This is a genomic window from Aminobacter sp. Piv2-1 (assembly GCF_037625995.1).
Taxonomy (GTDB): domain Bacteria; phylum Pseudomonadota; class Alphaproteobacteria; order Rhizobiales; family Rhizobiaceae; genus Aminobacter.
In genome coordinates, this window is the sequence record NZ_JARKMU010000012.1 from 125814 (window position 1) to 149660 (window position 23847).

A 23847-nucleotide genomic window follows, 5' to 3' on the forward strand; every position below is an offset into this window, starting at 1 on the left:
TGGCGAACCGAACAATCGAAACGATGGGCGAGAGCAGGGTTGGAAATGCCGGTGCTGGAGAAGAGCCGGAGCCTCGCGTCCGCAAGATTCTTCATGTGGACATGGACGCCTACTACGCCTCCGTCGAGCAGCGGGACAATCCCGAGCTAAGAGGCAAGCCGGTCGCCGTCGGCGGATCGGCCGCACGCGGCGTCGTGGCGGCGGCCAGTTACGAGGCGCGGGCCTTCGGGGTTTGGTCGGCGCTTCCCTCGATGACCGCGAAACGCCGCTGCCCAGACCTCATATTCGTCAAGCCGCGCTTCGAGGTCTATCGCGCAGTCTCCGCGCAAATCCGCAAAATCTTCGCGGAGCACACGGACCGGGTCGAGCCGCTCTCACTCGACGAGGCCTATCTCGACGTCACGCATAACAAGCAGAACATTCGGCTTGCCACCGAAATTGCGACGCTGATCCGGACTCGGATCAAGGAGGTGACCGGCCTCAACGCCTCGGCCGGGATCTCTTATTGCAAATTCCTCGCAAAGATGGCGAGCGACCTCAACAAGCCGAATGGCCAGGCGGTCATCACACCGACCAGGGGGCCGCAATTCGTCGCCGACTTGCCGGTCAGGAAATTCCACGGTGTGGGGCCCGCGACGGCCGCGAAGATGGAGCGTCTGGGTATTTTGACTGGCGCCGACCTGCGCGAGAAGTCACTCGACTTCCTTCAGCAACATTTCCGGAAATCAGGAAGCTGGTATTATCAAATTTCGCGCGGAATTGATGAAAGACCAGTTCAACCGAACCGCGAAAGGAAGTCCATCGGGACAGAAGATACGTTTCCCGAGGACATCTACGACATCAAGATCGCGCAGGCCGAACTGAAGCGCCTCGCCCAGAAAGTCTGGCAGACTTGCGAAGCCAAGGGTTCGCGTGGACGCACGGTCACTGTGAAAGTCAAGTACAATGACTTCCAGCAGGTTACACGTTCAAGGACCATCGCCGAGGCATTGCCCGGCGGCAACGATCTCATCGATCTGGCCGCCACACTTCTCGATGGGGTGTTTCCGATCAGCAAAGGCATCCGGTTGCTAGGTGTAACTGTTTCCGGGTTCCAAGCGATACCGCCAGAGCGGGAGGAGCTTCAGCTCAGATTGATTGATTGAAACGCACCAAGACTGTCAGATTCTAAGGTGGGGTCGGAGACAACCACGGCGCAAAAGCTTCGCTAGAAACGGTATCTCGTCGGGCAGGTCTTCTGAATCCATGAGCGTCCTTCCACTCACGACAACGATAGCAATATCAGCCCATCGCGTCCGAATGAGCTGAGCCAGTCCGATGCCGTCCATACCACCGGGCATCTCGACATCGGTAAGCACACATCTGATGTCTGACCGTCTCTCAAGATACGCAACGACGTGATCGGCGTTCACCGCCTCGATCGTCGTGCATCCGCAGGAGACGACCAGGCCCGCCGTATCCATGCTTATCAAAGGATGATCGTCCACAACCAACACGACATGCTCGCTCGAATGCATCAACTCGCTCACGGTCGGGAGGCACCTGCAGAAATTTGAGTTCCTTCCGACGTTGGCTTCGCCGCCTGACTGTCGCTCGTATGGTTTCGATCGAGCATCAAAACGGCCTCATGCTGGCTGAGGAACACCCTGCCGTTGAGGTGCTCAAGAAATTCCGTGTCCTTGAGTCGGTCCATCACCGGGCCCTTCACCTCGGAAAGGTGAAACCCAAGGCCTGCATCCGCAAGGCGGCGGTTGATTTCCTCGAGGCTTTCGAGCGCCGAGGCATCGATTGCATTGACCGCGGAACACATCAGGATGACATTCTCGAGGTCCGGCCGGTCGGCGACATGGGCGGCGATCGTGTCTTCGAGAAAGCGCGAATTGGCGAAATAGAGGCTTTCATCGACCCGGATCGACAGGATTTCCGGAGTGGTGAGGACGGAGTGCCGTTCGACATTGCGGTAGTGCTCGGTACCGGGCACCTGCCCGACGATGGCGACATGCGGCTTGCTGGTCCGGTAGAGGTGCAGGAGCAGCGACAACAGGACCCCGGCGACGATGCCTAGTTCAACGCCCCAACCCAGCGTCACCAGGATAGTGGCGGCCATGGCGGCGAAATCGGACTTAGAATAGGCAAAGACCCGGCGCACGGTTCCGAAGTCGACCAGCGACAGCACCGCGACGATGATGGTGGCGGCGAGCGTCGCCTGCGGTAAGCTGGCAAGCAAAGGCGTCAGGAACAATGCGGCGAGCGCGATGCCGACCGCAGTGAACACTCCGGCCGCAGGTGTCTGCGCGCCGGCGTCGAAATTGACCACCGAACGGGCGAAGCCTCCGGTGACCGGATAGCCGGACGAGAGACCGGCGGCAATGTTGGCCGCGCCGAGACCGATGAGTTCCTGATCGGGATCGATACGCTGCCGCCGCTTGGCGGCGAGCGTCTGCCCGACCGACACGGATTCGACAAAGCCCACCACGGAAATCAGGAAGGCAGGCACAAGCAGCGCCGAGATCAGGTCGAGCGAGAGGGCAGGAGCGCCGAATGCGGGCAGGCCCTGCGGGATTTCGCCGACGAGCGCGACCCCGCGCGACCCGAGATCGAGGCCTGCGGCCAGGACAACCGTCACGGCGACAGCAAGGATGGGCGCGGCCTTGGCCATCATGTCGGCAAGGCGTGCGGGCACGCGGATCGCGATCAGCAGCGGTTTGAGATATTTGCGGGCGAAATGGAGGAAAGCCAGAACGCCGATGCCGATGGCTAGCGTCGTCGGATTGACGGCGCCAAGCTGGTTCGCGAGGGAAAGAAGAATTTTAGGAAAGGTGTCACCCCCGCCCGAAACGCCAAAGATATGGCGCAACTGGCCGGCGGCGATCAGCAGCCCGGATGCGGTGATGAAGCCCGAAATCACCGGATGCGACAGGAAGTTGGCGAGGAAGCCGAGCCGGAAGATCCCCATAACCACGAGCATGCCGCCAGACAGCAGTGCAAGAAGGATGGCAGCGGTGAGATAGTTGAGCGTGCCGTCGGCGGCGATTTGCCCAACCGCGGATGCCGTCATCAGCGAGACCACGGCCACCGGTCCGACCGCCAGCGTGCGACTGGTGCCGAAGATCGCATAGGCGACCAGCGGAAGGATCGACGCGTAAAGACCTACTTCAGGCGGCAGACCGGCGAGCATCGCATAGGCCAGCGACTGCGGGATCAGCATGATGGTGACGATCACCGCCGCCAGCAAGTCGCTGGTCAGAACCGCACCGTTGTAAGCTTTGGCCCAATGGACAATGGGAAAATATCGGGAAGCGAAAGTCATAAACCGTTTTCGGGCGCTAGGAGATAGATAATAGGCGACGGTCGCGAACAAGAAAATATGACAGCGTACGCTCGGACCGTAGGAGAATTTACCGTCGGATTGACAGATAAAGCGCTGCAGAACGGGCGCCGGAACGGCAATAGCTCAATACGGGGCCATCTGTTGTCGCCATTACCTTCTTGAGCCGATGAATGTGATCGGGCGAAGGAACGCCCCCGACGGGGATGTGAACGGCCTTCATTCCATATTGCCTGGCTGCATGCGCAATTTCGGCAAACGACGGCTGATCTCGTTGTTCATTGTCGGGGCGTGCACAAACAATGGCTACAAAGCCCTGGTGCGCCAACCCCTTTATGTCTTCCGGGCGTATCTGACCCGCAGTCGAGAATTGCTCGTCTATCTTTCTGATCTTCCGCTGGGAAGAGTTGTGAAATAGGCTGAATGGCCACATGGCTCTCGGCATCCTTCCACTCGTGCGTTACCACGTTGAGCTTAATTGGTGAGGTACGGACAACAGGTCGTTCATGATGTGGACCGCGGTTTCGACGCGCGGATCGGCAAGCCGGTAAAATACCTGCTTGCCCTCCTTGCGCCCGACGATCAGTCCAGCCTCGCGCAGTTCGCCGAACTGCTGCGACAGGCCGGGCTGGCGGATGCCGAGCCCGGCCTCGAACGCACCGACCGCTCGCCATCGACGAGAGCGCAGACGAGCAGCAGGCGGTCGGGATTGGACAGCTTCTTGAGGAATGCGGTGACGTCACCGACCTTGTCTCTCAGTTCCCTTGCTTCGTCCGAAAGCAGCATCGTTTCCATCAATCGTCCCAGGCCGCGCCTTCCAGCAGGTTCAGCGGGATCTTGAGATAGCGCCGGCCATTGTCTTCAGGCGCGGGCAGCCGCCCGGCATTAGTGTTGATTTGCAGGGCGTGCAGGATCAGCTTGGGCATGGGAAGTGTCTTGTCGCGCGCCTCGCGGGCGGCCACGAACTCGGCTTCGGTCCTGTAGACCGAGATGTGGCTGTTCTTCGCCTTCTGCTCGGCGACGGTCGATTCCCACATCGGCTCTCTCCCGCCGGGCCGGTAGTCGTGGCCGGTGAAGATGCGGGTCTCAGCAGACAGGGCGAGGATGTCCTGGATCGACGTCCACAGGACGCTGGCCGAACCGCCGGGAAAGTCGGCGCGGGCCGTGCCGCTATCGGGCATGAACAGCGTGTCGTGGACGAAGGCGGCATCGCCGATGACATAGGTAATCGAGGCCAGCGTGTGGCCGGGCGAGAACATCACCTTCGCGTCGATATTGCCGACCCTGAACGTCTCGCCATCGGCGAAGAGCTTGTCCCACTGCGAGCCGTCGGCCGGGAAATCCGGCCAGTTGTAGAAATCCTTCCACAACTTCTGCACGTCGGTGACCTTCTCACCGATCGCGGTCGGCGCGCCAGTCCTGTCCTTGAGATAGGCCGCTGCAGAAAAATGGTCGGCATGCGGGTGGGTATCAAGGATCCATTCGACCTCGTAGCTCTTGTCGGAAATGAATTTCAGGATGGCGTCGGCATGGGTTGTCGCAGTCGCCGCCGACTTCTCGTCATAGTCGAGCACCGGATCGATGATTGCGCACTTCTTCGCTGTCGGATCGGCGACGACGTACTGAATGGATCCCGTGCGCTGGTCATAAAAGCCAGTAACTTCAGGCTTGGAAGGCATGTTGTAACCTCAATTCATCGTAACCACAGAAGCAAATCATATACCGAACCCATTTCGACAATCTTGCGCCATTGCATGCCAGTCCGAGGATGAGCTTGAGTTCAACCACCTCACGTCCTGAGCACGCGATAGATTGCCGGGATGACGAGGACGGTCAGCAGCGTCGATGAGGCGAGCCCGAACAGCAGCGAAATCGCCAGCCCCTGAAAGATCGGATCGGCGAGGATCACACCGGCACCGATCATGGCCGCGAGCGCGGTTAAAAGGATCGGCTTGAAGCGGATCGAGCCCGCCTCGATCAGGATTTCCGTCAAAGGCCGTCCTTTGGCGTCGGTGTGGCGGATGAAGTCGACCAGCAGGATCGAATTGCGCACGATGATACCGGCAAGCGCGATGAAGCCGATCATCGAGGTGGCAGAAAATGGCGCGCCGAACAGCCAGTGTCCGCCAAGGATGCCGATGAAGGTCAGTGGCACCGGCGTCAGGATGACGAGCGGCGCCTTGAAGGAGCCGAACTGGGCAACGACGAGGATGTAGATGCCAAGCAGCGCTACCATGAAGGCTGCGCCCATGTCACGGAAGGTGACCCATGTCACCTCCCACTCACCATCCCATAAAAGAGTTGGCGCGCTTTCGTCCTGCGGCTGGCCGTGAAGCGAGATCACCGGCTTTTCGAGACCAGTCCAGTCCTGCGCGTCAATGGCCTCCTGCACGGCGATCATGCCATAGAGCGGCGCTTCGAACGCGCCGGCAAGCTCGGCCGTGACCATCTCGGCAGCACGGCCATTGCGGCGGAAAACCAGAAATGACGCCTGTTCTTCGGAAATCTGCACCACATCGCCCAGTTCGACCACGCCACGATCGCCCGGCAGCACATTGGCGGGGATCGGCGTCGTCAGGAAACGTTCATCAAGGCGGCGTTCGGATTTCGGCCGCTCGATGCGGATGGGGATGGGCTGACGCCCTTCGCCGCGATGCGAATAGCCAACGGTCATGCCGCCATTGAGAATGGCGATGATGTCGAGCACGTCACCTTCCTCAACGCGGAAGAATTCAAGGTCGTCGGTTGAGATCGTCGCTCGCAGCCGGCGCGCCGCCGTGCCATAGGAATTGTCGACATCGACAATATAGGGCACGGAGCGAAACGCGGCTTCGACTTTTTGTGCTACTTCACGACGGGTGGTTGCGTCGGGGCCATAGATTTCGGCCAGGAGCGTTGCCATCACCGGCGGTCCCGGCGGCGGCTCGACCACTTTGAGGCTGGTGCCTGCGGGCATATCGAGTACAGCTAAACGCTGCCTGATATCGAGGGCGATGTCGTGGCTGGCGCGGGCGCGCTCGCCCTTCGGCAGCAAATTGATCGCCACCTCGCCCAGATGCGGATCGGTGCGGTAGAAGGAGTGGCGCACCAGTCCGTTGAAGTTGAAGGGCGCAGCCGCCCCGGCATGGGTCTGGACCGACTTCACCTCGTCCATGGCCAGTACGATCCGCGCCGCGGCTTGCGCCAGCGCGTCCGTTGCCTCGAGCGACGAGCCTTCCGGCAGATCGATCATGATCGAAAGCTCGGATTTATTGTCGAAAGGCAGCAGTTTGACGGTCACTGCTTGCGTGTAGAACAGCGCCAGCGAACCCAGCGTCAGCACGCCGACGCCGATCAGGAACATCCAGCTGCGCGCCTTGCTTTTCAGGATCGGCCGGGCGCTTGCAGCGTAAAGGCGTCCGAGGAGACCTCCGCTGGCCTGGCCCTGTCCGCCATGCACAGGCAATGGCGATTTGCCGGCAATCTTCAGCATCAGCCATGGCGTCACCATCACGGCGACGAAGAAGGAAAAGATCATCGCCGCCGATGCATTGGCCGGGATCGGGCTCATATAAGGCCCCATCATGCCCGACACGAACAGCATCGGCAAAAGCGCAGCCACGACGGTGAGCGTGGCGACAATAGTGGGGTTGCCCACCTCCGCTACCGCCTCGATTGCCGCCTGACGGCGCGGGCGGCCGTCGCCCATGCCCCAATGGCGGGCGATGTTCTCGATGACGACGATGGCGTCGTCGACCAGAATGCCGATGGAAAAAATCAGCGCAAACAATGAGACGCGGTTGAGCGTATAGCCCATTATCCATGAGGCGAACAGCGTCATCAGGATGGTGACGGGGATGACCACCGCCACCACGATCGCTTCACGCCAGCCGATCGCAAACCATATGAGAAGAATGATCGAAATGGTCGCCAGTCCGAGGTGGAACAGCAGTTCGTTGGCCTTCTCATTGGCGGTCTCGCCATAGTCGCGCGTTACCTCAATAGTGATCTCGTCCGGGATCATTGAGCCTTTCAATACATCGACGCGCTGGAGAATAGTGTCGGCAACGGTGACGGCATTGGAGCCGGCGCGCTTGCCGAGGGCCAGCGTAATTGCCGGAACGCGGGCGATCTGGTCGCCGTCGCGTGTCACGGTCGAGACCAGCGCATCCTCCGGTTCGGTCGCAAACTCAACCCTGGCGACATCACGGACATAGACCGGGCGGCCATCGCGTGAGGTCAAAAGCAGATTGCCGATCTGCGTTGGCGTCGCCAGGGTCTCGCCTGCGACCAGCATGATCTGTTCGCCGCCATCGCGCAAAGTGCCGGCCGGAAACGCCCGGTTGGCGCCCTGCACCTTGCCGGCAAGCTGTTGCAGCGTGACGCCATAAAGCGCCAGCCGCGCCGGGTCGGGCGCGATGCGGATCGCCTCGTCAGCCGCGCCGACGAGATAGGTCAGGCCGACATTGTCGATTTTGGCGAGTTCGGTTTTCAACTCGCGGGCGATCCGCGTCAGTTCGTTGGTGTCGACCCGGTCGGCCGTCTTCAGGGTTGGGGTCAGCGTCAGTGACACGATGGCGACATCATCAATGCCGCGTCCGATGATCTGCGGTTCAGGAATGCCGACGGGAATGCGATCCATATTGGCGCGCAGCTTGTCATGAACGCGCAGGACCGCCGTGTCAGCCGAGGTTCCGACGAGGAAGCGCGCCGTTAACAGCACCCCATCGTCGCGGGTCTGCGAATAAACATGCTCGACACCGTCAATGCCCTTGACGATCACTTCCAGCGGCTCGGTGACGAGCTTGACGGCGTCGTCGGCCTTGAGGCCATCGGCGCGCACGAGAATGTCGACCATCGGCACGGAAATCTGCGGTTCTTCCTCGCGCGGCAGGGCAAAAAGCGCCAGAAGGCCGAAAGCGAGTGCGGCGATGAGGAAAAGCGGCGTCAGCGGCGAGGTGATGAAGGCGCGGGTCAGTGCGCCCGCCATGCCAAGGCGATGGGAAGGTGTTGTCATGGCAAGATCACGCTGTCGCCGGCGGCAAGGCCAGTCAGGATTTCGACGAAGGCTTTTCCGTCGCGCATGACGGTCTCGCCCGGCACCACGACGCGCTCGACTTCGCCTTCCTCGCGCATGACGCGAACGAAATCGAGCCCTGAGCGGGTGATGAGCGCGGCCTGTGGCACCAGCAGCGCCTTCCGGCTGCCGACCGGCACCTCGACCAGCACACGGGCATCGACAAAGGCATCGTCAAGCCGCTCCACCTCGACAGCAGCCCGAAATCCACACGCCGTTTGCGGTATCGTAATTGTTGTAGGCGTCGAGGAATTGCTCCAGGCGGGCGCCGATCTCGTTGGTGATGACATATTCATCGAGCTCGGTCAGGAGGCTGGCCTTGTCGTCAGCCTTGATCACCCCATCGATCGAACGGTCGACCGGCTTGGCAAAGATATCACGTAGAAGAGTAGCCATCGGTCAGACCTCGTAATTCATGATATTGAACGCACGGTAATATTTGTCGCTAACTTCCCGATCCGGCACCCCTAGATAATGCCCCAAGCGCGATACCGCCCTCTCCCGGTCAACTCTCGCACGCCGAGTTCGCTGATGAGATTGAGAGCGGCGCGCTGCGTCACCTTGGCACGTTTGGCTATCATCGGCGCCGACACGACCGGCCTAGACAGGACGAGTTCGATGGCCGTCGGAAGGCTGCTCGACGACCGGCGGCCGTTCAAGCGTCGCGTCATCTGTTCCCGCGCCTGGGCCAGTCGAGCAATTTCCTTCATGCCGGTTTCCGCCGAGGCCGACATTGCATCGAGGAAGGAGAGCAGTCGGGTCACCCGGTTGTGGGACCGGCGCCGTTCCCTCGGAACCGCCTTCAGCCCGATATTGAAGCCGAACAGGTGTGACGCCACCTTTCCCCGGGCGCGGAGATATGCAGCGACCAATAGCGCGCCTAGCCAATGCTGGCGTTGCATCGGTTCGAGCGACTCCCACGCATCCCAGATGAGTGCGGCGCCAAGCGTCGGCGGCAGATCATCGGTATCGCGCAGGACATGCTTCCACTGCGCCACCCGATCCTCTTCATCCCAGTCGGGATCTCGAACGACAAGATCGCCGACAACGAGTTCTTGGCGGCTGCTTTTAGCGTCAGATACCCTGTCGAGGAGACGCTGTGATTGCTCGAGGACCGCGTCGATATTCGCAAGCTCGCGAGCCAGTGGATCGTCTTCCACAACCATCGACTCAAGGTCCGCCGGCCCTTCGCTCGCGGGCGTCGCCTCCCCTGCCCCGGCCTCATAGTCACGATCTCCGTATCCGGTCAGCGCACCGATCCCCGCGTCGCTCATCGCCCAATCCGATTTTGCACCGGCGATGCGTCGTCGGGCTCGCAGGATTCGGTGAGCGATCGTCAATTCGTGCGTGGGCGCCCTAACGTCCATCCTCTCATCATGGAGAACCAGGTCGTCTATATGGACAAGATCACCTCCCACCCACATGCTGGCTGCCGCATCGAAAAAATGGCCGCGCTCGACGAAGCCCTCGCCGACCGGATTCCGCCGGACCTGCTCGTCAAGCCGCGCAAGGTGATCTTCAGCTGTCGCTTTCACTTCCCGATTTCAATCGGAAGAAAGCCTGCTTTCGCAAGTGTTTGCGCCCCAACAAGGGCGTGATTTTCATCTAACGATTTCAATTTTCGTTCACTGTGCGGCCCGCTCACAAGTTGGAGGTATGCGAAGCCGGCGTCCGCAATGGGGTGGAGAGCAAACTAGCAGTTTTCAAGGCGGCGGAGGGACACCGGCCGTTCGGTTTGGCGTCTCAGTATATTCGCAACTTCATGAGCCTTGACGCTGGAAGTCGGCCTTCACATATTTCTCATGGCCGCTGCCGATTGCGGGGCGGCCATCCTCAAACAGCTGAAATCGTTCAACCATTGGAGGTTTCAATGAGCGAGAGAACATTCGAAAGTCCGGTATTCGTGAGGGCCGCAGAGGGCCTTATCCAGGAGATCGCCTGTCTCGAGGATGCCTGCGACTTTCTTCACGAGTGGCCCAAGCACCGCCGTGGCGCGATCTATGAAACGGCGACGCGGGCGTGCCACAGCGCGTTCGATGGCCTTGTGCCGCTGAAGGCGGCACGCGACGCGTTCGCCGGCTTTGCCCGTTCGGCGAAAATCCTCGAGGATGTCTCTATGGCGATGCCCTGGATGACCGGGGCGAAAGCCGGCGAGACTGGCGGTGTCGCCGCCTGACGCGACGAAGGGAGGATACGATGCTTTCTCAACCCTTCGAAAAGCCTGTCCGCGTGTGGGTCGGGCTCGGCTTTCCGCGCCAACTGAACTCGGTCGTGGACGCTTACCAGTTCGTCGTGGACTGGTGTGGAAACAGTCCGGAGCAAAGGGCGGCGATCCGCGCCTGCAAAGCCGCATTGGCTGGCGAAATCGACGCCGAGACAGCGCGCGGGATCCTGGTCCGGTTCGCCAGGAAGAAGGACATCCTGGCCGAGGACGGGACGATGCCGCCGGTGATGGACTCCGGACAATGGTTGCACGCCTGATCCGCAGCGCAATTTCGGGGCGGCGACCATGGTGTCGCCGCTCTCCGTTTCTCGGAACGAGCATGCGTAAAGATGCGCAGCGTGATATTGGAACGCGCGGCCTTTTCACTCGATCCGTTTGATCCTGCCTCTCGACAGCCGGAAAACGCCGTCGTGGCCGCCTTGCTTTACAAAATCGTCCTGCAACTCGCCCCAGGTGCCCAGAGGTTTGCCACAGTCATCACATCTGATTTCGGTGGACTCGGTGGCGTCGGCGGGAATGCGCAGCCGGATCGTCCCGCAATAGGGGCATTCGAGTTTATGATCCAGGTATTCCTGCATCGGTCCGGCCCTCGATTGGCCCCCACTCGCCGGGACCATATCGCGTCAATGCCCTGTTGAAAACCAAAAGGGTGTTTACGCCCGCGCGCCGGGGACTGCGGTTCCACCGGTAGTCGGCGAGAACTGGCCTTCAGCTTCACCCGATCATGGACGTTTCCGATGCCGCCGACACCTGCTGCGCCGCCAGATACATCAGCGCCGACGCGGCGGTGCGCCGGTTCCAGCCGGCGGACACGGCCATGTCCAGCAGGCCCGTCAGCAGCGGCTTCAATGCGCTGCGGCATTCTGTTTCGTAGGCGAGGAATTCGCTCGGTGAATGCGTCGGCGCGGGGATCGATCCGGTGTCGGTCATCGCGTTCATGATGGCCTTCCATTCTTTATGCGGTCGGAGGGTGCCCGCTCCCGATACCGGGAGCGAGCGCTTTGCCTGATGCGTCAGAAGTCCATGCCGGCGCCGGGGGGTATGGCGGGGGCGGCTTCCTTCTTCGGCTTCTCGGCCACCATTGCCTCGGTGGTCACCAGAAGGCCGGCGACCGAAGCGGCGTCCTGCAGCGCGGTGCGCACGACCTTGGCCGGATCGATCACGCCCTGCCTGTAGAGATCGCCATATTCGCCCGTCTGGGCATTCCAACCCCAGGCGAAGTCGGTCTTCTCCCGCAGCTTGCCGACGACGATCGAGCCTTCCGCGCCGGCGTTCTCGGCGATCTGGCGGGCAGGCGCCTCTATGGCGCGGCGCACGATGTCGATGCCGTATTTCTGGTCTGCATTGTCGGCCGCCAACGTGTCGAGCGCCTTAACGGTCCTGAGCAGGGCCACGCCGCCTCCGGGCAGGATGCCTTCTTCGACCGCCGCACGGGTGGCGTGCAGCGCGTCGTCGACGCGGTCCTTCTTCTCCTTGACCTCGACTTCCGTAGCGCCGCCGACTCGGATCACCGCGACGCCGCCGGCGAGCTTGGCCAGTCGCTCCTGGAGTTTCTCACGGTCGTAGTCGGAGGTGGTCTCCTCGATCTGGGCTTTGATCTGCGTGACGCGACCCTGGATTTCTTCCTTGCGGCCGGCTCCGTCGACGATGGTGGTGTTCTCTTTCTCGATCACCACCTTCTTGGCGCGGCCGAGCATCTGCAGTGTGACGTTCTCCAGCTTGATGCCGAGATCCTCGCTGATCGCCGTGCCGCCGGTGAGGATGGCGATGTCCTCCAGCATGGCCTTGCGGCGATCGCCGAAGCCCGGCGCTTTGACGGCCGCGACCTTGAGGCCGCCGCGCAGCTTGTTAACGACCAGCGTGGCGAGCGCCTCGCCCTCGACGTCCTCGGCAATGATCAGCAGCGGCTTGCCGGACTGCACCACGGCTTCGAGGACGGGAAGCATGGCCTGGAGATTGCCGAGCTTCTTTTCATGGATGAGCACATAGGGCTCCTCCAGTTCGACCCGCATCTTGTCCTGGTTGGTGATGAAGTACGGGCTGAGATAGCCGCGGTCGAACTGCATGCCTTCGACGACTTCCAGCTCGGTCTCGGCGGTCTTGGCTTCCTCGACCGTGATGACGCCCTCGTTGCCGACCTTCTGCATCGCCTCGGCAAGGAAACGCCCGATCTCGGCGTCGCCGTTTGCCGAGATGGTGCCGACCTGGGCGATCTCGTCGTTCTTCGTGATCTTGCGGGCATTGGCCTTCAGCTCGGCCACCACGGCGTCGACCGCCTTGTCGATGCCGCGCTTCAGGTCCATCGGATTCATGCCGGAGGCGACGGCCTTGGCGCCTTCCCTGACAATGGCCTGGGCGAGCACGGTCGCTGTGGTGGTGCCGTCGCCGGCCAGATCGTTGGTCTTCGAAGCCACTTCGCGCACCATCTGCGCGCCCATGTTCTCGAACTTGTCCTCCAGTTCGATTTCCTTCGCGACCGTCACGCCGTCCTTGGTGATGCGCGGCGCACCGAACGACTTGTCGATGACGACGTTGCGACCCTTGGGGCCGAGCGTCACCTTCACGGCATTGGCGAGAATATCGACGCCGCGCAGCATGCGCTCGCGCGCGTCGGAATGGAACTTCACTTCCTTGGCAGCCATTGGATCACTCCTTCGATAGGCAGCTTTCGTTGACTGGTTGATGTTGAAAGAAGCCGTCAGGCGGCCTTCTTCAGCGTGGCCGTCTCACCGATCACGCCCATCACGTCGCTTTCCTTCATGATGAGCAGGTCCTCACCGTTCAGCTTGATCTCGGTGCCGGACCACTTGCCGAACAGGATGCGGTCTCCGGCCTTGACGTCGAGTTCGACGAGCTTGCCGCTGTCGTCGCGCGCGCCGGGACCGACGGCGATGACCTCGCCCTCCTGCGGCTTTTCTTTGGCGGTGTCGGGAATGATGATGCCGCCGGCCGTTTTTTCATCGGCTTCGATGCGGCGGACCAGGATACGGTCGTGCAATGGACGGAACGTCATATCGTTCTCCTTCAGGACAAACAGATTGTTGAAGTTCCTCCACACCGGACCAGCAATATTGGACCGGTGCGGGGCTCGCGCGACCCTTTCGGCATCGCGCGCATATCGAGCTAGTTTTACGAATTTCCGGTTTCAAGAGGCTTCGCAAAAATTTTTGTCACTCGCACCGATCAAGTGCTAGTGCCATGAAAACACGCGGCTAATCGGAGTGCGGCAGCGCGTTTCCCGCTTGAATTTTCCGGCCGGTCGAACAAAATTATCGCAAGCTTCGCCATAGGTGAGGCTGTGAAGTCGAAACCTGTGCAAAGGAGCTTTTTGGAAAGACGGAGGATCAAGATGGACCGACAGAATCCCACACCGATTATTCCCTCTCTCGTTCCCGAAACATCCGACCTTGCGCTTGACCGGCTGCTGTCGCCGGCCAGGCATTTCAGGCATCCCGACGACGTCCTGAACGACGATGCGCTCGACATCCACTCGACATCCAGGAGAAGCGGGCGATCCTGTCGTCCTGGGCCTCCGATGCCTGCGCCGTCGAATCCGTCCCGGCGCTGCGTCGGCCGCCGGGGGCCGAGCAGCCGGTCTCCTTCGACCAGATCATGGACGCGCTATGCCGGCTCGACAGGGCGGCTGCGCCACCACGTTCGACAGGTGATCGACGGCACACTTCCGATCATCTGGATGCATGAAGGCCTGAGGCAGAGGAGACGCAAATGGTCACTGCGGTCAGCAGGGGATTCCGCCTGCAGATGGAAGGCTACGGCCTCACCACGGCCGAGATCCACTACCATCTTCCCGACCATCCGAGCCTGCTTCAGCTCTATGTCTGGCAGGAATACGATCTGGCGCCCCACTTTCCGGAACTGAAAGGCTTCCTCGGCTACTGGGAGCGCGAACTGGAGGGCGCGCTGCACTCGGTACGCGTCGCCCACCATCGCCTCATCGAACCCTCGGAATGGCGGGCCGTCGACGGTGTCATTGCCATCCACTGAGGCTCATCTCGGGCCGCAGGCCATTGATCACCCGTAGCGGGCGCGACTTACGAGGAGGCCGTACTTCCGACGACACCAGTCCGGCCCGCTTGGCTGCCTTGAGGAACGCCTTGCGCGCGTCGCGCGCGCTGCGCCAGCCATCCAGCGCATCGCGGCAGGCGCGTGCGGCAGCACGCCAGCTCCGTCCGCGCGCCCATTCCGGCCACTGCTGGTCCAGGCACTCCAGCGCCTCGAAGCTGCTGGCGACATTGCGCGAAGCGGTGGGGAATTCGAGGGTTACAGGTTCGGGAAACCGAACGTCGTTCATCACTTCCTCCGTTTTTGACGTCTTTTGCGAGCAAGCAATCAGATGGCGTCGGCGACGCGCATCTATGGTTGAGATGGGTGCGGCGCGCGGAACATCAAGACCGTGAGCCTTCATGCCGGCACCGGAACGCTCAATCGTCCTCATCGGCGTCCAGCAGCTCGATCAGTTCCGCGACGCGCGTGCCAGGCAGCGGCCGTCCTTCGCCCATCAGCGCTTCGTCCTCGTTGAGCCATGCCCAGGCCTCACGCAGTTCCGCGAAGGAAGCGCCGGTGGACAGGATGTCGGCGACGAGCGTTTCGTCGGTCGGCCCAAGGACCGATACGATCTCTTCCCGCGTCAAGGGCATGGTCGCTCTCCTGCGTATTGATATGGAAGGCGCCGGCCGGAAGACGAATCCCGCCGACGACGGCAAGACAATGCGCATCGGCGAAGGACGTTCCGCGATCGACCTCTTGACGCGCGGAAAGCGAATTCCCAGATCGAATCCGCCGGCGCCTTCCGGGGTCGGCAAGGTCAAGGAGCGCTCATCCTTGGCGCTCCTCGTACCCATGTTGCTCAGCAATGGAGGATATGGCTATGAGAACCGCATTCGACTTTTCCCCGCTCTACCGGTCGAGCATCGGATTCGATCGCGTTTTCGACCTGCTCGAGAATGCGAGCCGGACGCCGAGCGTCGACAACTGGCCGCCCTATGACATCGCCAGAACCGGCGAGGACGCCTACCGCATCACCATGGCGGTGGCGGGCTTCGGTCAGGACGAACTGAGTATCGTGCACGAGCCCAACATGCTTGTCGTCTCCGGCGAGAGAACGGCGGAAGACAACGGCGACTACCTGCATCGCGGGATCGCCGGGCGGCCGTTCGAGCGCCGCTTCGAGCTCGCCGACCATGTGAAGGTGACCGGAGCCAGCCTCGTCAACGGCCTGCTGACGATCGATCTCCAGCGCGAGATTCCCGAGGAGATGAAGCCGCGCAAGATCGAGATCGGTAGCGGCAATGCCGGTTCCCGCATCGAGGCCAGGACCGTCAAGGCCGTAGATAAGCGGGCCGAGAAGCAGGCCGCCTGAGGCGATCCGGAGGAATCCGGGAAAGCCAGAGACAATGAAAGGAGACGAACGATGAGCGTACGCGATCTTATCCCCTGGGGGCATGAAGAGAGCCGCGTTCCGAGCCTGTTCCGCGACAACGAGCGCGATCCGTTCCTGTCGCTGCATCGCGAGGTGAACCGGCTGTTCGACGATGTCTTCCGCGGTTTCGACGGACGCCTGCCGTCCCTCGGCAGAGCGTCCTCCTTCGGCGGGAACTGGCCGAGCGTCGAGATCTCCGACAACGACAAGGAGATCAAGGTGACGGCTGAAGTGCCCGGTATGGACGAGAAGGACATCGAGGTCCTGTTCGATGACGGCGTGCTGACGCTGCGAGGCGAGAAGCGTTCGGAGACGGAGGACAAGGAACGGCAATTCTCGGAACGCACCTACGGCCGCTTCGAGCGTCGTATCCCCCTCGGTTACGAGGTCGAGGAGAACAAGATCGACGCTCGCTTCAAGAACGGCGTCCTGTCCGTGACCTTGCCGAAGACGGTGAAAGCGCAGTCGCAGGCAAAACGCATTGAAATCAAAAGCTGACGTCTGGATAGCCTGGGAAGCGGCCGATGCCGCTTCCCAGGCTACACGCTCGAGAGCATGTCGATCGAGGCGGCGATTTGAAGGGAAGGCGTCACCCTCGGGCGCAATGTGCTGGTCGCCGAAGACCTGACGGCAGGCCGCCTTGTGGTTGTGTTCCCGCAAGCCAAGATGGACGTCGAATGGGGATATGATCTCGTCCACCGGGCAGGCAATCGGGACCATCCAAAAGTTCGTGCCTTCCGGACCTGGATAGCCGAGGAGGTGCGGGAATTCATGGCCCGACCACCGAAATAGAGAACAGGGGACAGCAAAAGTCCGAACGTCATATGCTGTTTAGGTTTGGCTGCTACAATGGAGGCGATTTTTCACTAGCGATTTCAATGACCGCTCAATTTGACCTATCGATCGCAAAGCCGAAAAAAGCCGGCGGCCTTGGCCCGTTCCGATGAAGCATGGTTGGCGGCGCGACGGGTCGCTCGCGAGCTGGACCGAATTCTCGACGGACCGGGTCCGCGGCAATCTGCAATCGCGCGCGCATCGGCCGAGCTGCGCCTCTCGACCCGACAGATCTACAATCTACTGACACGATACCGTGTCGACCGGACCGTGGCCTCGCTTCTGCCCAGAGGGGACGGAATCCGCGAGAAGCGGCTTCAGCCGGAAGCCGAAGAGATCATCGCGACGACGCTGCGCGAACATTGGCTTGTCCTGGAGGCTCCGCCGCTCGCTCCAGTCGTAGCCGAGGTCCGCGCCCGCTGCGAAGAGGCTGGTTTGGCTGTGCCGTCCTACGTTACGGTGGCCCGACGTATTCCTGCGCTGTTTAGCCCGGAGGAGATCGCGAAGAAGCGATCCGCGAATCCGAAGCATCTCCATCGGCTCAGGCCGCGGCCGGGCTACATCCATGCCGAGCGTCTGCTCGATGTCTGCCAGATCGATCACACTCCGACCGACATAAACTTCGTCGAGGTCGTAGAGGGCGGCGGAACGTTCATCGGCCGGGCCTACCTCACGATCGTCACCGACGTGGCGACACGTTGCATTCTCGGCTTCTGCCTCACGCTCGAAAAGCCATCGGCGCTGTCGGTCGCGCTATGCCTGGCACACGCGATGTGTCCGAAGGAAGAATGGTTGACCGCACGCAGCATCGAGCATGGTTGGCCGATGTTCGGTCGGCCTCGGTCGCTGGTCACCGACTCGGCCAAGGAGTTCAAGGGCAATGCCTTCCAGCGCGGGTGCGAGGACTACGGCATCCGTATCCGATACCGGGATCGCGGTCTCGTTCACCAGGGCGGCGTGGTCGAGAGGCTGCTCGGGAAGCTCAATTCGGTTCTGGCAACCAAGCCCGGCACGACCGGCCGATCCGTAGAGGACCGCGACCAGTATCCTGCCGAGCGGCGGGCGCGTCTCAGCTTCGCCGATCTCGAACGGTGCGTAGCGCTCGCGGTGATCGACCATAACACTCAGGAGAACGCGAGGACGCTGAAGGTGCCGGCAACAGAATGGGACCGGCAGGCGCACGATCTTGCGCGCTTCGACGACGATCCCATGCGGGTTCTGCTGGCATTCATGCCCGGGACGGAGCGGAGCCTGTCGCCGCAGGGCGTCAGCATGTTCGCGCTCGACTACTACTCGTCCTGGCTGGGCAGCCTGGTCCCGCAGCGGGACCGGCTGGGCAAGCTCGAGGTTCGGTACGATCCACGCGATATCAGCCACGTCTATATCAGGGATCCGGAGACGAGGGATTCTCGGCCGGTGGGGCGGCGCGACGGCATGCTCGCTCCGATGACATTGTGGGAGCACGAGGCCGACCGGCTGCAGCGGCGCACCGCGAATGCGCGCACGGATGTCGAGAAGGTGAAGCTCCGCCGGCAGATCGCGGACATCGCCGGCGGACCGAAACCGTCTAAGGCCGAGCTTCGCAATGCAGTGCGAAAATCTCATGCCGCAGACGCACTCAAGCCCTATGACGCGATGCGGCCGGCGACAGCGGCGCCTGCCGACCATCCCGTTCGCCAGAAGCGCCGTTTGCCTGTGGAGGATTGGTGACGTGGCAGACCATCTGCTTGATCACGTTCGTCCCCACCTCGACCACGGCACGGAAGAGCGGATCGCCTACATCCAGGCGCCGCGGTGGATCGGACACGAGGTCGCGGTCACGGCGCATACACGCCTTGCCGAGCTTCTGTCGCGGCCACGGTCGTTGCGGACCCGCGGTCTGATGCTCGTCGGGCCCTATGCCAACGGCAAGACGATGATCGCCGAACGGTTCGCCGTCGGACATCTGAAAACAGCCGAACAGCAACGCGTGTGGGTGGTGCAGACGCGCGAAGGTGCAGGTCTTTCCCATTTCTACGGAAGCATCCTGCAGGCGTTGCGCGCGCCGACGGGCAGCAGCCGGGACGTGGGCCGCAAGGCCGAGCAAATCGATCATCTGCTCCACAGGTTGAACCCCAGGATCCTGATCTTCGATGAGTTCCACAATGCTCTCCGCGGCAGGGCGCGCGACGTAGAAGCCGTGCTTGCCTTCCTTCGAAGGATCGGTCGCCAGTTCGACATCTCGCCTGTTCTGATCGGCGAGGTCGCAGTCTACGACTTCATCAACCAGACCGCCGAAATGGCAACCCGCTTCGACCTGCAAGCCGTCCCGCGTTGGCAATATGGCGAGGAGTTTCTTGCGCTGCTCGACAGCCTTGAGAGCGCGCTGCCGCTCGCCCGCGCATCCAATCTTTCGGATGAACCCCTGGCGCGCACGATCTTCCAGCTCTCCGAGGGTCTGATTGGCGAGATCGTGGCGATCGTCTCCACGGCGGCCGCGGCCGCGGTGAGGTCCGGTGAGGAGCGGATCACCAAATCGGGCATCGAGGCCCTGAACTACGTATCGGTCACGAAGCGCCGCCGGGCGCCGGTACGCGAGGACCTGCTGTGACGGGTGGCGCCGCACGGGCGGGTTTCGCGATCGAGGTCCGCGAACGATATGGCGACGTCGCTCCGGATAGGTGGCCGGTTTCCGTCCAGGCGCTTCCGAACGAACTGCTGTCGAGTTGGCTCCACCGTCTTGGAACCGCGAACGGCATCGCCCCACGGTCGTTCGCTGGCGTTCTCGGATTCGGCGACGGGATGTGGTCGCCGCGCCTCGACCTTCGCCTGCCGCGCAACATCACCACGCTGCTCAGCCAAAAGACAAGTCTGGCGCCGGCAGATATCTCGTCGATGACAATGAACGGCTGGGCCACGGCAGCGCTCCTGCTGCCGCTGCGCGATAACGCGCACCGAAACCGCTCGACCTGGATGCAATACTGCCCGCTTTGCCTTGCCGGGGACGAGGCCACGTATTTCCGGCGGCAGTGGCGGCTGGCATCGCGTGTCTCGTGCTTCGTACATGCCTGCGGGCTTCGGGATCGATGCCCTACCTGCCACGCCGGCATCGCGACCTTCGACCAAGCCGATTTGGTCCCGCAGCATTTTTGCGCGCGATGTGGATACGACCTCCGTGCTGCGCCGAAGGCCTCGGTCAAGGCGTCCGCACGCCGCCTGGAACGCGCGATCGCGGATATATGCCGGGTGGAGTCGGTCAGGGGTTCGGCGAGAACCAACGACGCTGTCTCGCGTGTGCTGCGCACGCCGATCGCCGCCGAGGTCCGTTCGGGGAGGACATTGACGAATCTCTCGACCGCCGCGCGCATTCGCTGCTTCGAGGCGCTTGCAGCAAAACCTCCCGACTGGCTGGTGAACGACATGGACACCGTCGACGCATACCGGCGCCGGACGATTGTGGCTGCCGGCGGTCATGACGCGCTGATTTCGCGCTTTGCGGATTTCCTGGATGAACATCAGGCGCGGCCGCGATCATCCAGGCGGCCGATACCGCCCAGTGCTGACCTTGCCGATCTGCTGACCGCCTATGTGCGTGTGGCCGGTCATCGGACCGGCCGCGCGGCCAAACAGCGTGGTCAAATCCCGTGATCTTGAACACGTCCGTTTACTCGTCGATGGCGCCATAGTCGCCATTGTCGCCGGCATCCTCGAACCCGGGCATGATGTCTCCAGCCAGCAGCTTTTCCTTCGAGAGCAGCCCGGCATCCTCGAGCGCCTCGCGGTCGGGCAGGTCTCGCAGCGTGTCGAGCCCGAACTCGAGCAGGAAGGCCGGCGTGGTGACGTAGGTGTAGGGCGCCCCGGGCTGCGGCGCGCGTGGACCCGACGCGATGAAGCCGTGAGAGCGAAGATTGCCGATCAGGTCGCGGCTAATCTCCTTGCCGAAGAAGGACGACAGTTCCGCGCGGGTGATCGGCTGGAAGTAGGCGATGCACATCAGAACCAGCATCTCCGACTGCGTGAGGTCGACCGTTCGCTCGCTTGCGCCGACGGCGGTACGGATGGCGTCGGCGTAGGCCGGACGGGTCAGGTGCTTCCAGCCGCCGGCGACGGCAACCAGGTCGTAGGGGCGGCCGCGCAACTCCTCGCGGATGTCGTCGATGAGAAGGTCGATGCTGCAGCTTTTGCCGACGATGCGCGCCAATGTCTCGCGGCCGACTGGCTCGCTGGCCGCAAAGATGGATGCTTCGACGCGATTCATCCATTCCCTCCAGCGCGCCTCTGGCGGCAGATGGTCAAGCTCGCGGTCGAAGAGACCATCGTCCGGCCGCCCCTTCTTCCTTCTTGCTCGCGACGCCTCCGCCATCCTCGTCAGATCCCGTAGATGCGGAAGGCGGCGCGGCCGGAAAGCTCGCGCACGGCGCCGAGCTCGACCAGGCGCTCGAACAGACGACGCAGGCTGCGGTCACTCATACCGGCGATCTTTGCCGATGCGACGATCGCGTCGTCGGACAAGAGCCGGTCGACGACGACGTCCGCACCTCGGGCGCGAAGACCGGGCGCCACGGCGATCAGCCGATCCGCCCGGCGCTCGATGTCGGCGGACAGGTCGACGGCGCGCAACGCCGCACGCGCCTGTGCGGCGAGCAAGGTCTTCGCACGCGCGGGAACCGCCTCGATGCTCGTCGCCGCGATGCCAGTGGAGAGCCGTGGCCGACCGGAACTATTTACGCCAGCATCTTCGCCGAGCAGCGCCACGGCGTGCGCCCAGCCCAGCCGCTGCGCAAGCATCGCATCGGCGATCCAGCATCCAAGAGTGCGCGGAAGGCCGCGCCGCTCGACGGCCGCGAAGGCGCCGATCAGCACACCGACGGTGCCTTCGGTCGCCGCAAGCTGCCGAAGTTCTTCGGCGAGATCGCTCGCCGTCTCGTCGTCCCGGGCGAGGCCCAAGGCATCAAGCACGCTGGCGATGCTCGCCTCGGTCAGCAGTTCCTCCGCGGGCCGTGCCGCCAGCCGGCGCCAAGCCAGCAGCATTCGGCCCGCCGGGCCGACATCGTCGCCGGGCCGGGTGAGCAGAACGGCGTCGCGCAGCGCCGCTTCGTCCTCGGTTCGCCCGGCCTGCCTGGTCGTCACCGCCGCCGCGGCGAGTGCCAGTCGCTGCCGCCACACGCCGGCCCATCGCTCCTTTCGGCGGACCACGGCATCGAGCGCGCCGATCGCGGCGCCGGCGGCAACCGCGATGTCCTCAAGGGCACTTGGCCCGGACCCTTTCGCTGCAAGGCTTTGCGCATCGGGAACGGCGCGCCGCAGCCAGTCCGGAAGCGCGACCGACGGAGCGGCCGCAGGGGCGGCGAGCATCGGCCCCTGGTGGCGTGGTGAGGATTTCGGGCGCAGAATCATCGCCAACAGGATGAATCATGGCGGCGGTTTTTGCAACAAAAATGGGCCAAAAGCGCCGCGCCTGTCGTTACTGTTTTATGTCCGGTAAGCTTCCATTACCGGACATATTCTGGTAGCCTCGCAAATCATGGAAAATCCCCCGCCAAAACCCGCCAAAAGCAATCTCCCGGCCGAGGATCCGCTCGACGGCGAGTTGCCCGATATTATCGACCTCGTCATGGAGATGGGCCAGCCCACACCACGCGTCCCGGCGCATGTCGAGGATCTGGTCGAAACCGCGCGGGACTATGCCGACAACGCCAGCTCCGAAAACACCCGCAGCGCCTACGCCAAGGACTGGAAGCATTTTTCGTCCTGGTGCCGGCGCAACGGTTTCGATACCCTGCCCCCGGATTCCAAGGTGATCGGGCTCTATATCGGCGCCTGCGCCGCCGGCGGCGCCAAGCTCGGTGCCCCGGCTCTCTCCGTCTCGACGATCGAGCGCCGACTCTCCGGCATTTCCTGGAACTTTACGCAGCGCGGGTTTTCCATCGACCGGGCCGATCGCCACATCTCCACCGTGCTCGCAGGCATCCGCCGCAAGCACACCAGGCCGCCGCGCGTGAAGGAAGCCGTCATCGGCGACGACCTCGTCGCCATGCTCGCCACGCTCGGCCACGACCTGAGAGGTCTCCGCGACCGCGCCATCCTGCTCCTCGGCTTCGCCGGCGGCCTGCGCCGTTCCGAGATCGTCGGCCTCGACGTCATGCGCGACGATGACAGCGACGGTGCCGGCTGGATCGAGATCCTTCCGGGCAAGGGCGTGCTGGTGACGCTGCGCGGCAAGGGCAGCCGCTGGCGCGAGGTCGAGGTCGGCCGCGGCTCTAGCGACCACACTTGCCCGGTGGTCGCGCTCGAAACCTGGATCAAGTACGGTCGCATTGCGCGAGGCCCCCTCTTTCGCCGCATCTTCAAGGACAACAAGACCGTCGACGTCCAACGGCTCTCCGACAAGCATGTCGCCCGCCTGGTCAAGCAGACCGTGCTTGCCGCCGGCGTGCGCGCCGATCTGCCGGATGCGGAGCGTGTGCTCCTGTTTGCCGGCCACTCGCTGCGTTCAGGTCTCGCATCCTCGGCCGACATCGAGGAGCGCTACGTCCAGAAGCAGCTCGGCCATGCTTCCGCTGAGATGACCCGCAAATATCAGCGCCGGCGCGACCGGTTCCGGACCAACCTCACCAAGGCGTCCGGGCTCTGAAAAGCCCCCTCCCCTCCCCGATTACAGCCGAAGTGGCGCAGTCTGGGAGTGCAGGAATTTCACCTTAGCGCTTCAATTGAAATCGGGAAGTAAAACCGACAGCCTCGGTAGCCTTTGCGACAGGCCGAACGAGCGTCTCAAGCGACAGTTTGCCGATCTCGTAAGTCATTGTTTCAACGCTATCTGATTTGCCTATGTCAAGCTAGTGAAGCCTTTACTTGACCAACCGGCGATTTTTCCGATGCGTGTGGCCACTATCGGCAGCGGCCGCCTATCGAGAGTGTACAGCCGATCGCCCGGACGCACGGGAGGCCCGAAAGCTATACATTTCCGGCGTCTGTGCAGCTGTGAG

General features: G+C 62.5%; 27 protein-coding genes and 1 pseudogene. 11 read left to right on the forward strand and 17 right to left on the reverse strand.

Annotated elements, in window-relative coordinates; translation table 11 throughout:
* Positions 1-23: 23 nt before the first annotated feature.
* Entirely contained in the window at positions 24-1145 is a 1122-nt protein-coding gene (gene dinB, locus AmiPiv_RS20610; RefSeq protein ID WP_340040465.1) for a DNA polymerase IV, read from the forward strand.
* A gap of 15 nt (positions 1146-1160) precedes the next feature.
* Here the strand turns inward: dinB and AmiPiv_RS24785 are convergent, their stop codons facing one another.
* From AmiPiv_RS24785 to AmiPiv_RS20645, 9 genes are all read right to left on the reverse strand, one after another.
* Positions 1161-1517, reverse strand: coding sequence for a response regulator (locus AmiPiv_RS24785; RefSeq protein WP_445206985.1), 357 nt, complete (start codon positions 1515-1517; stop codon positions 1161-1163).
* Between the two features lie 8 nt (positions 1518-1525).
* Complete coding sequence (locus AmiPiv_RS20615; protein ID WP_340040467.1) at positions 1526-3310, reverse strand: SulP family inorganic anion transporter; 1785 nt, start codon at positions 3308-3310, stop codon at positions 1526-1528.
* Between the two features lie 88 nt (positions 3311-3398).
* Positions 3399-3773 carry a TIGR01244 family sulfur transferase gene (locus AmiPiv_RS24790; RefSeq protein WP_445206983.1) on the reverse strand — a complete coding sequence of 125 codons (375 nt, stop codon included), beginning with the start codon at positions 3771-3773 and terminating at the stop codon, positions 3399-3401.
* 137 nt (positions 3774-3910) lie between these two features.
* Complete coding sequence (locus AmiPiv_RS24795; RefSeq protein WP_445206984.1) at positions 3911-4123, reverse strand: hypothetical protein; 213 nt, start codon at positions 4121-4123, stop codon at positions 3911-3913.
* Positions 4123-5007, reverse strand: a complete 885-nt coding sequence (locus AmiPiv_RS20625) for an MBL fold metallo-hydrolase (RefSeq protein WP_287947604.1) — start codon at positions 5005-5007, stop codon at positions 4123-4125. Before AmiPiv_RS20625 ends, AmiPiv_RS24795 begins: the two co-directional genes overlap by 1 nt.
* Positions 5008-5117: 110 nt before the next feature.
* Positions 5118-8324 carry an efflux RND transporter permease subunit gene (locus AmiPiv_RS20630; protein ID WP_340040401.1) on the reverse strand — a complete coding sequence of 1069 codons (3207 nt, stop codon included), beginning with the start codon at positions 8322-8324 and terminating at the stop codon, positions 5118-5120.
* Positions 8321-8572, reverse strand: a complete 252-nt coding sequence (locus AmiPiv_RS20635) for a hypothetical protein (RefSeq protein ID WP_340040403.1) — start codon at positions 8570-8572, stop codon at positions 8321-8323. The genes AmiPiv_RS20630 and AmiPiv_RS20635 overlap by 4 nt, the downstream gene beginning before the upstream one ends.
* Positions 8559-8780: a hypothetical protein gene (locus AmiPiv_RS20640; protein ID WP_340040404.1), complete on the reverse strand. Its 222-nt coding sequence runs from the start codon at positions 8778-8780 to the stop codon at positions 8559-8561. The genes AmiPiv_RS20635 and AmiPiv_RS20640 overlap by 14 nt, the downstream gene beginning before the upstream one ends.
* A gap of 71 nt (positions 8781-8851) precedes the next feature.
* The gene (locus AmiPiv_RS20645; protein WP_340040406.1) at positions 8852-9919 is read right to left on the reverse strand and encodes an RHE_PE00001 family protein; all 1068 of its coding nucleotides are present in this window, start codon (positions 9917-9919) and stop codon (positions 8852-8854) included.
* 335 nt (positions 9920-10254) lie between these two features.
* Between AmiPiv_RS20645 and AmiPiv_RS20650 the strand changes: the two genes are divergently transcribed.
* Both AmiPiv_RS20650 and AmiPiv_RS20655 read left to right on the forward strand, forming a co-directional pair.
* Positions 10255-10560, forward strand: a complete 306-nt coding sequence (locus AmiPiv_RS20650) for a DUF982 domain-containing protein (protein WP_340040408.1) — start codon at positions 10255-10257, stop codon at positions 10558-10560.
* 20 nt (positions 10561-10580) lie between these two features.
* Positions 10581-10865: a DUF982 domain-containing protein gene (locus tag AmiPiv_RS20655; RefSeq protein ID WP_065996789.1), complete on the forward strand. Its 285-nt coding sequence runs from the start codon at positions 10581-10583 to the stop codon at positions 10863-10865.
* 105 nt (positions 10866-10970) lie between these two features.
* Here AmiPiv_RS20655 and AmiPiv_RS20660 read toward each other — a convergent pair whose 3' ends face one another.
* From AmiPiv_RS20660 to groES, 4 genes are all read right to left on the reverse strand, one after another.
* Positions 10971-11186, reverse strand: coding sequence for a hypothetical protein (locus AmiPiv_RS20660; RefSeq protein WP_065996790.1), 216 nt, complete (start codon positions 11184-11186; stop codon positions 10971-10973).
* A 136-nt stretch (positions 11187-11322) separates the two neighbouring features.
* A complete protein-coding gene (locus tag AmiPiv_RS20665; protein WP_340040413.1) occupies positions 11323-11547 on the reverse strand; it encodes a hypothetical protein in 225 nt (74 codons plus the stop codon).
* Between the two features lie 74 nt (positions 11548-11621).
* Positions 11622-13250, reverse strand: a complete 1629-nt coding sequence (gene groL, locus AmiPiv_RS20670) for a chaperonin GroEL (protein ID WP_340040415.1) — start codon at positions 13248-13250, stop codon at positions 11622-11624.
* 56 nt (positions 13251-13306) lie between these two features.
* Complete coding sequence (gene groES, locus AmiPiv_RS20675; RefSeq protein WP_340040417.1) at positions 13307-13621, reverse strand: co-chaperone GroES; 315 nt, start codon at positions 13619-13621, stop codon at positions 13307-13309.
* A gap of 713 nt (positions 13622-14334) precedes the next feature.
* Between groES and AmiPiv_RS20685 the strand changes: the two genes are divergently transcribed.
* The gene (locus AmiPiv_RS20685) at positions 14335-14613 is read left to right on the forward strand and encodes an usg protein (protein ID WP_065996795.1); all 279 of its coding nucleotides are present in this window, start codon (positions 14335-14337) and stop codon (positions 14611-14613) included.
* Here AmiPiv_RS20685 and AmiPiv_RS20690 read toward each other — a convergent pair.
* A complete protein-coding gene (locus AmiPiv_RS20690; RefSeq protein WP_340040420.1) occupies positions 14597-14920 on the reverse strand; it encodes a DUF982 domain-containing protein in 324 nt (107 codons plus the stop codon). The two genes, AmiPiv_RS20685 and AmiPiv_RS20690, sit on opposite strands and share 17 nt — an antisense overlap.
* Before the next feature lie 130 nt (positions 14921-15050).
* On the reverse strand, positions 15051-15437 hold the full coding sequence (locus AmiPiv_RS20695) for a hypothetical protein (protein ID WP_340040422.1): 387 nt from the start codon (positions 15435-15437) through the stop codon (positions 15051-15053).
* A 59-nt stretch (positions 15438-15496) separates the two neighbouring features.
* On the opposite strand from AmiPiv_RS20695, the gene AmiPiv_RS20700 reads away from it, so the two are divergent.
* The 6 genes and pseudogenes from AmiPiv_RS20700 to AmiPiv_RS20725 all read left to right on the forward strand — a co-directional run bounded on the left by AmiPiv_RS20700 (position 15497) and on the right by AmiPiv_RS20725 (position 20509).
* Positions 15497-15988, forward strand: coding sequence for an Hsp20 family protein (locus AmiPiv_RS20700; protein WP_340040424.1), 492 nt, complete (start codon positions 15497-15499; stop codon positions 15986-15988).
* Between the two features lie 51 nt (positions 15989-16039).
* Positions 16040-16546 carry an Hsp20/alpha crystallin family protein gene (locus AmiPiv_RS20705; RefSeq protein WP_340040426.1) on the forward strand — a complete coding sequence of 169 codons (507 nt, stop codon included), beginning with the start codon at positions 16040-16042 and terminating at the stop codon, positions 16544-16546.
* A gap of 99 nt (positions 16547-16645) precedes the next feature.
* Positions 16646-16840 (forward strand): annotated as a pseudogene (locus AmiPiv_RS20710) (LysR family transcriptional regulator); the annotation flags it as partial.
* A 99-nt stretch (positions 16841-16939) separates the two neighbouring features.
* On the forward strand, positions 16940-18592 hold the full coding sequence (locus AmiPiv_RS20715; RefSeq protein ID WP_340040428.1) for a transposase family protein: 1653 nt from the start codon (positions 16940-16942) through the stop codon (positions 18590-18592).
* Position 18593: 1 nt separating this feature from the next.
* Positions 18594-19472, forward strand: coding sequence for a TniB family NTP-binding protein (locus AmiPiv_RS20720; RefSeq protein ID WP_340040430.1), 879 nt, complete (start codon positions 18594-18596; stop codon positions 19470-19472).
* Positions 19469-20509: a TniQ family protein gene (locus AmiPiv_RS20725; RefSeq protein ID WP_340040432.1), complete on the forward strand. Its 1041-nt coding sequence runs from the start codon at positions 19469-19471 to the stop codon at positions 20507-20509. Before AmiPiv_RS20720 ends, AmiPiv_RS20725 begins: the two co-directional genes overlap by 4 nt.
* 16 nt (positions 20510-20525) lie before the next feature.
* Here the strand turns inward: AmiPiv_RS20725 and scpB are convergent, their stop codons facing one another.
* Positions 20526-21224 (reverse strand): SMC-Scp complex subunit ScpB, encoded by a 699-nt coding sequence (gene scpB / locus AmiPiv_RS20730; RefSeq protein WP_340040434.1) that lies wholly within the window; start codon positions 21222-21224, stop codon positions 20526-20528.
* Between the two features lie 5 nt (positions 21225-21229).
* Positions 21230-22258: a DUF1403 family protein gene (locus tag AmiPiv_RS20735; RefSeq protein ID WP_340040469.1), complete on the reverse strand. Its 1029-nt coding sequence runs from the start codon at positions 22256-22258 to the stop codon at positions 21230-21232.
* Positions 22259-22385: 127 nt separating this feature from the next.
* On the opposite strand from AmiPiv_RS20735, the gene AmiPiv_RS20740 reads away from it, so the two are divergent.
* Positions 22386-23495, forward strand: coding sequence for a tyrosine-type recombinase/integrase (locus AmiPiv_RS20740; protein ID WP_340040436.1), 1110 nt, complete (start codon positions 22386-22388; stop codon positions 23493-23495).
* The last annotated feature ends 352 nt before the right edge of the window (positions 23496-23847 follow it).

Bases quoted from the DNA above. Each gene is read 5' to 3' on its own strand.
- scpB (WP_340040434.1), bottom strand. From the start codon at position 21,224: ATGGCGGAGGCGTCGCGAGCAAGAAGGAAGAAGGGGCGGCCGGACGAT.
- AmiPiv_RS20615 (WP_340040467.1), bottom strand. From the start codon at position 3,310: ATGACTTTCGCTTCCCGATATTTTCCCATTGTCCATTGGGCCAAAGCT.
- AmiPiv_RS20705 (WP_340040426.1), top strand. From the start codon at position 16,040: ATGAGCGTACGCGATCTTATCCCCTGGGGGCATGAAGAGAGCCGCGTT.
- AmiPiv_RS20665 (WP_340040413.1), bottom strand. From the start codon at position 11,547: ATGAACGCGATGACCGACACCGGATCGATCCCCGCGCCGACGCATTCA.
- AmiPiv_RS20685 (WP_065996795.1), top strand. From the start codon at position 14,335: ATGGTCACTGCGGTCAGCAGGGGATTCCGCCTGCAGATGGAAGGCTAC.
- AmiPiv_RS20650 (WP_340040408.1), top strand. From the start codon at position 10,255: ATGAGCGAGAGAACATTCGAAAGTCCGGTATTCGTGAGGGCCGCAGAG.
- AmiPiv_RS20740 (WP_340040436.1), top strand. From the start codon at position 22,386: ATGGAAAATCCCCCGCCAAAACCCGCCAAAAGCAATCTCCCGGCCGAG.
- AmiPiv_RS20630 (WP_340040401.1), bottom strand. From the start codon at position 8,324: ATGACAACACCTTCCCATCGCCTTGGCATGGCGGGCGCACTGACCCGC.
- groL (WP_340040415.1), bottom strand. From the start codon at position 13,250: ATGGCTGCCAAGGAAGTGAAGTTCCATTCCGACGCGCGCGAGCGCATG.
- AmiPiv_RS24785 (WP_445206985.1), bottom strand. From the start codon at position 1,517: ATGCATTCGAGCGAGCATGTCGTGTTGGTTGTGGACGATCATCCTTTG.
- dinB (WP_340040465.1), top strand. From the start codon at position 24: ATGGGCGAGAGCAGGGTTGGAAATGCCGGTGCTGGAGAAGAGCCGGAG.
- AmiPiv_RS24790 (WP_445206983.1), bottom strand. From the start codon at position 3,773: ATGCCGAGAGCCATGTGGCCATTCAGCCTATTTCACAACTCTTCCCAG.
- groES (WP_340040417.1), bottom strand. From the start codon at position 13,621: ATGACGTTCCGTCCATTGCACGACCGTATCCTGGTCCGCCGCATCGAA.
- AmiPiv_RS24795 (WP_445206984.1), bottom strand. From the start codon at position 4,123: ATGGAAACGATGCTGCTTTCGGACGAAGCAAGGGAACTGAGAGACAAG.
- AmiPiv_RS20700 (WP_340040424.1), top strand. From the start codon at position 15,497: ATGAGAACCGCATTCGACTTTTCCCCGCTCTACCGGTCGAGCATCGGA.
- AmiPiv_RS20655 (WP_065996789.1), top strand. From the start codon at position 10,581: ATGCTTTCTCAACCCTTCGAAAAGCCTGTCCGCGTGTGGGTCGGGCTC.
- AmiPiv_RS20690 (WP_340040420.1), bottom strand. From the start codon at position 14,920: ATGAACGACGTTCGGTTTCCCGAACCTGTAACCCTCGAATTCCCCACC.
- AmiPiv_RS20735 (WP_340040469.1), bottom strand. From the start codon at position 22,258: ATGATTCTGCGCCCGAAATCCTCACCACGCCACCAGGGGCCGATGCTC.
- AmiPiv_RS20640 (WP_340040404.1), bottom strand. From the start codon at position 8,780: ATGGCTACTCTTCTACGTGATATCTTTGCCAAGCCGGTCGACCGTTCG.
- AmiPiv_RS20660 (WP_065996790.1), bottom strand. From the start codon at position 11,186: ATGCAGGAATACCTGGATCATAAACTCGAATGCCCCTATTGCGGGACG.
- AmiPiv_RS20625 (WP_287947604.1), bottom strand. From the start codon at position 5,007: ATGCCTTCCAAGCCTGAAGTTACTGGCTTTTATGACCAGCGCACGGGA.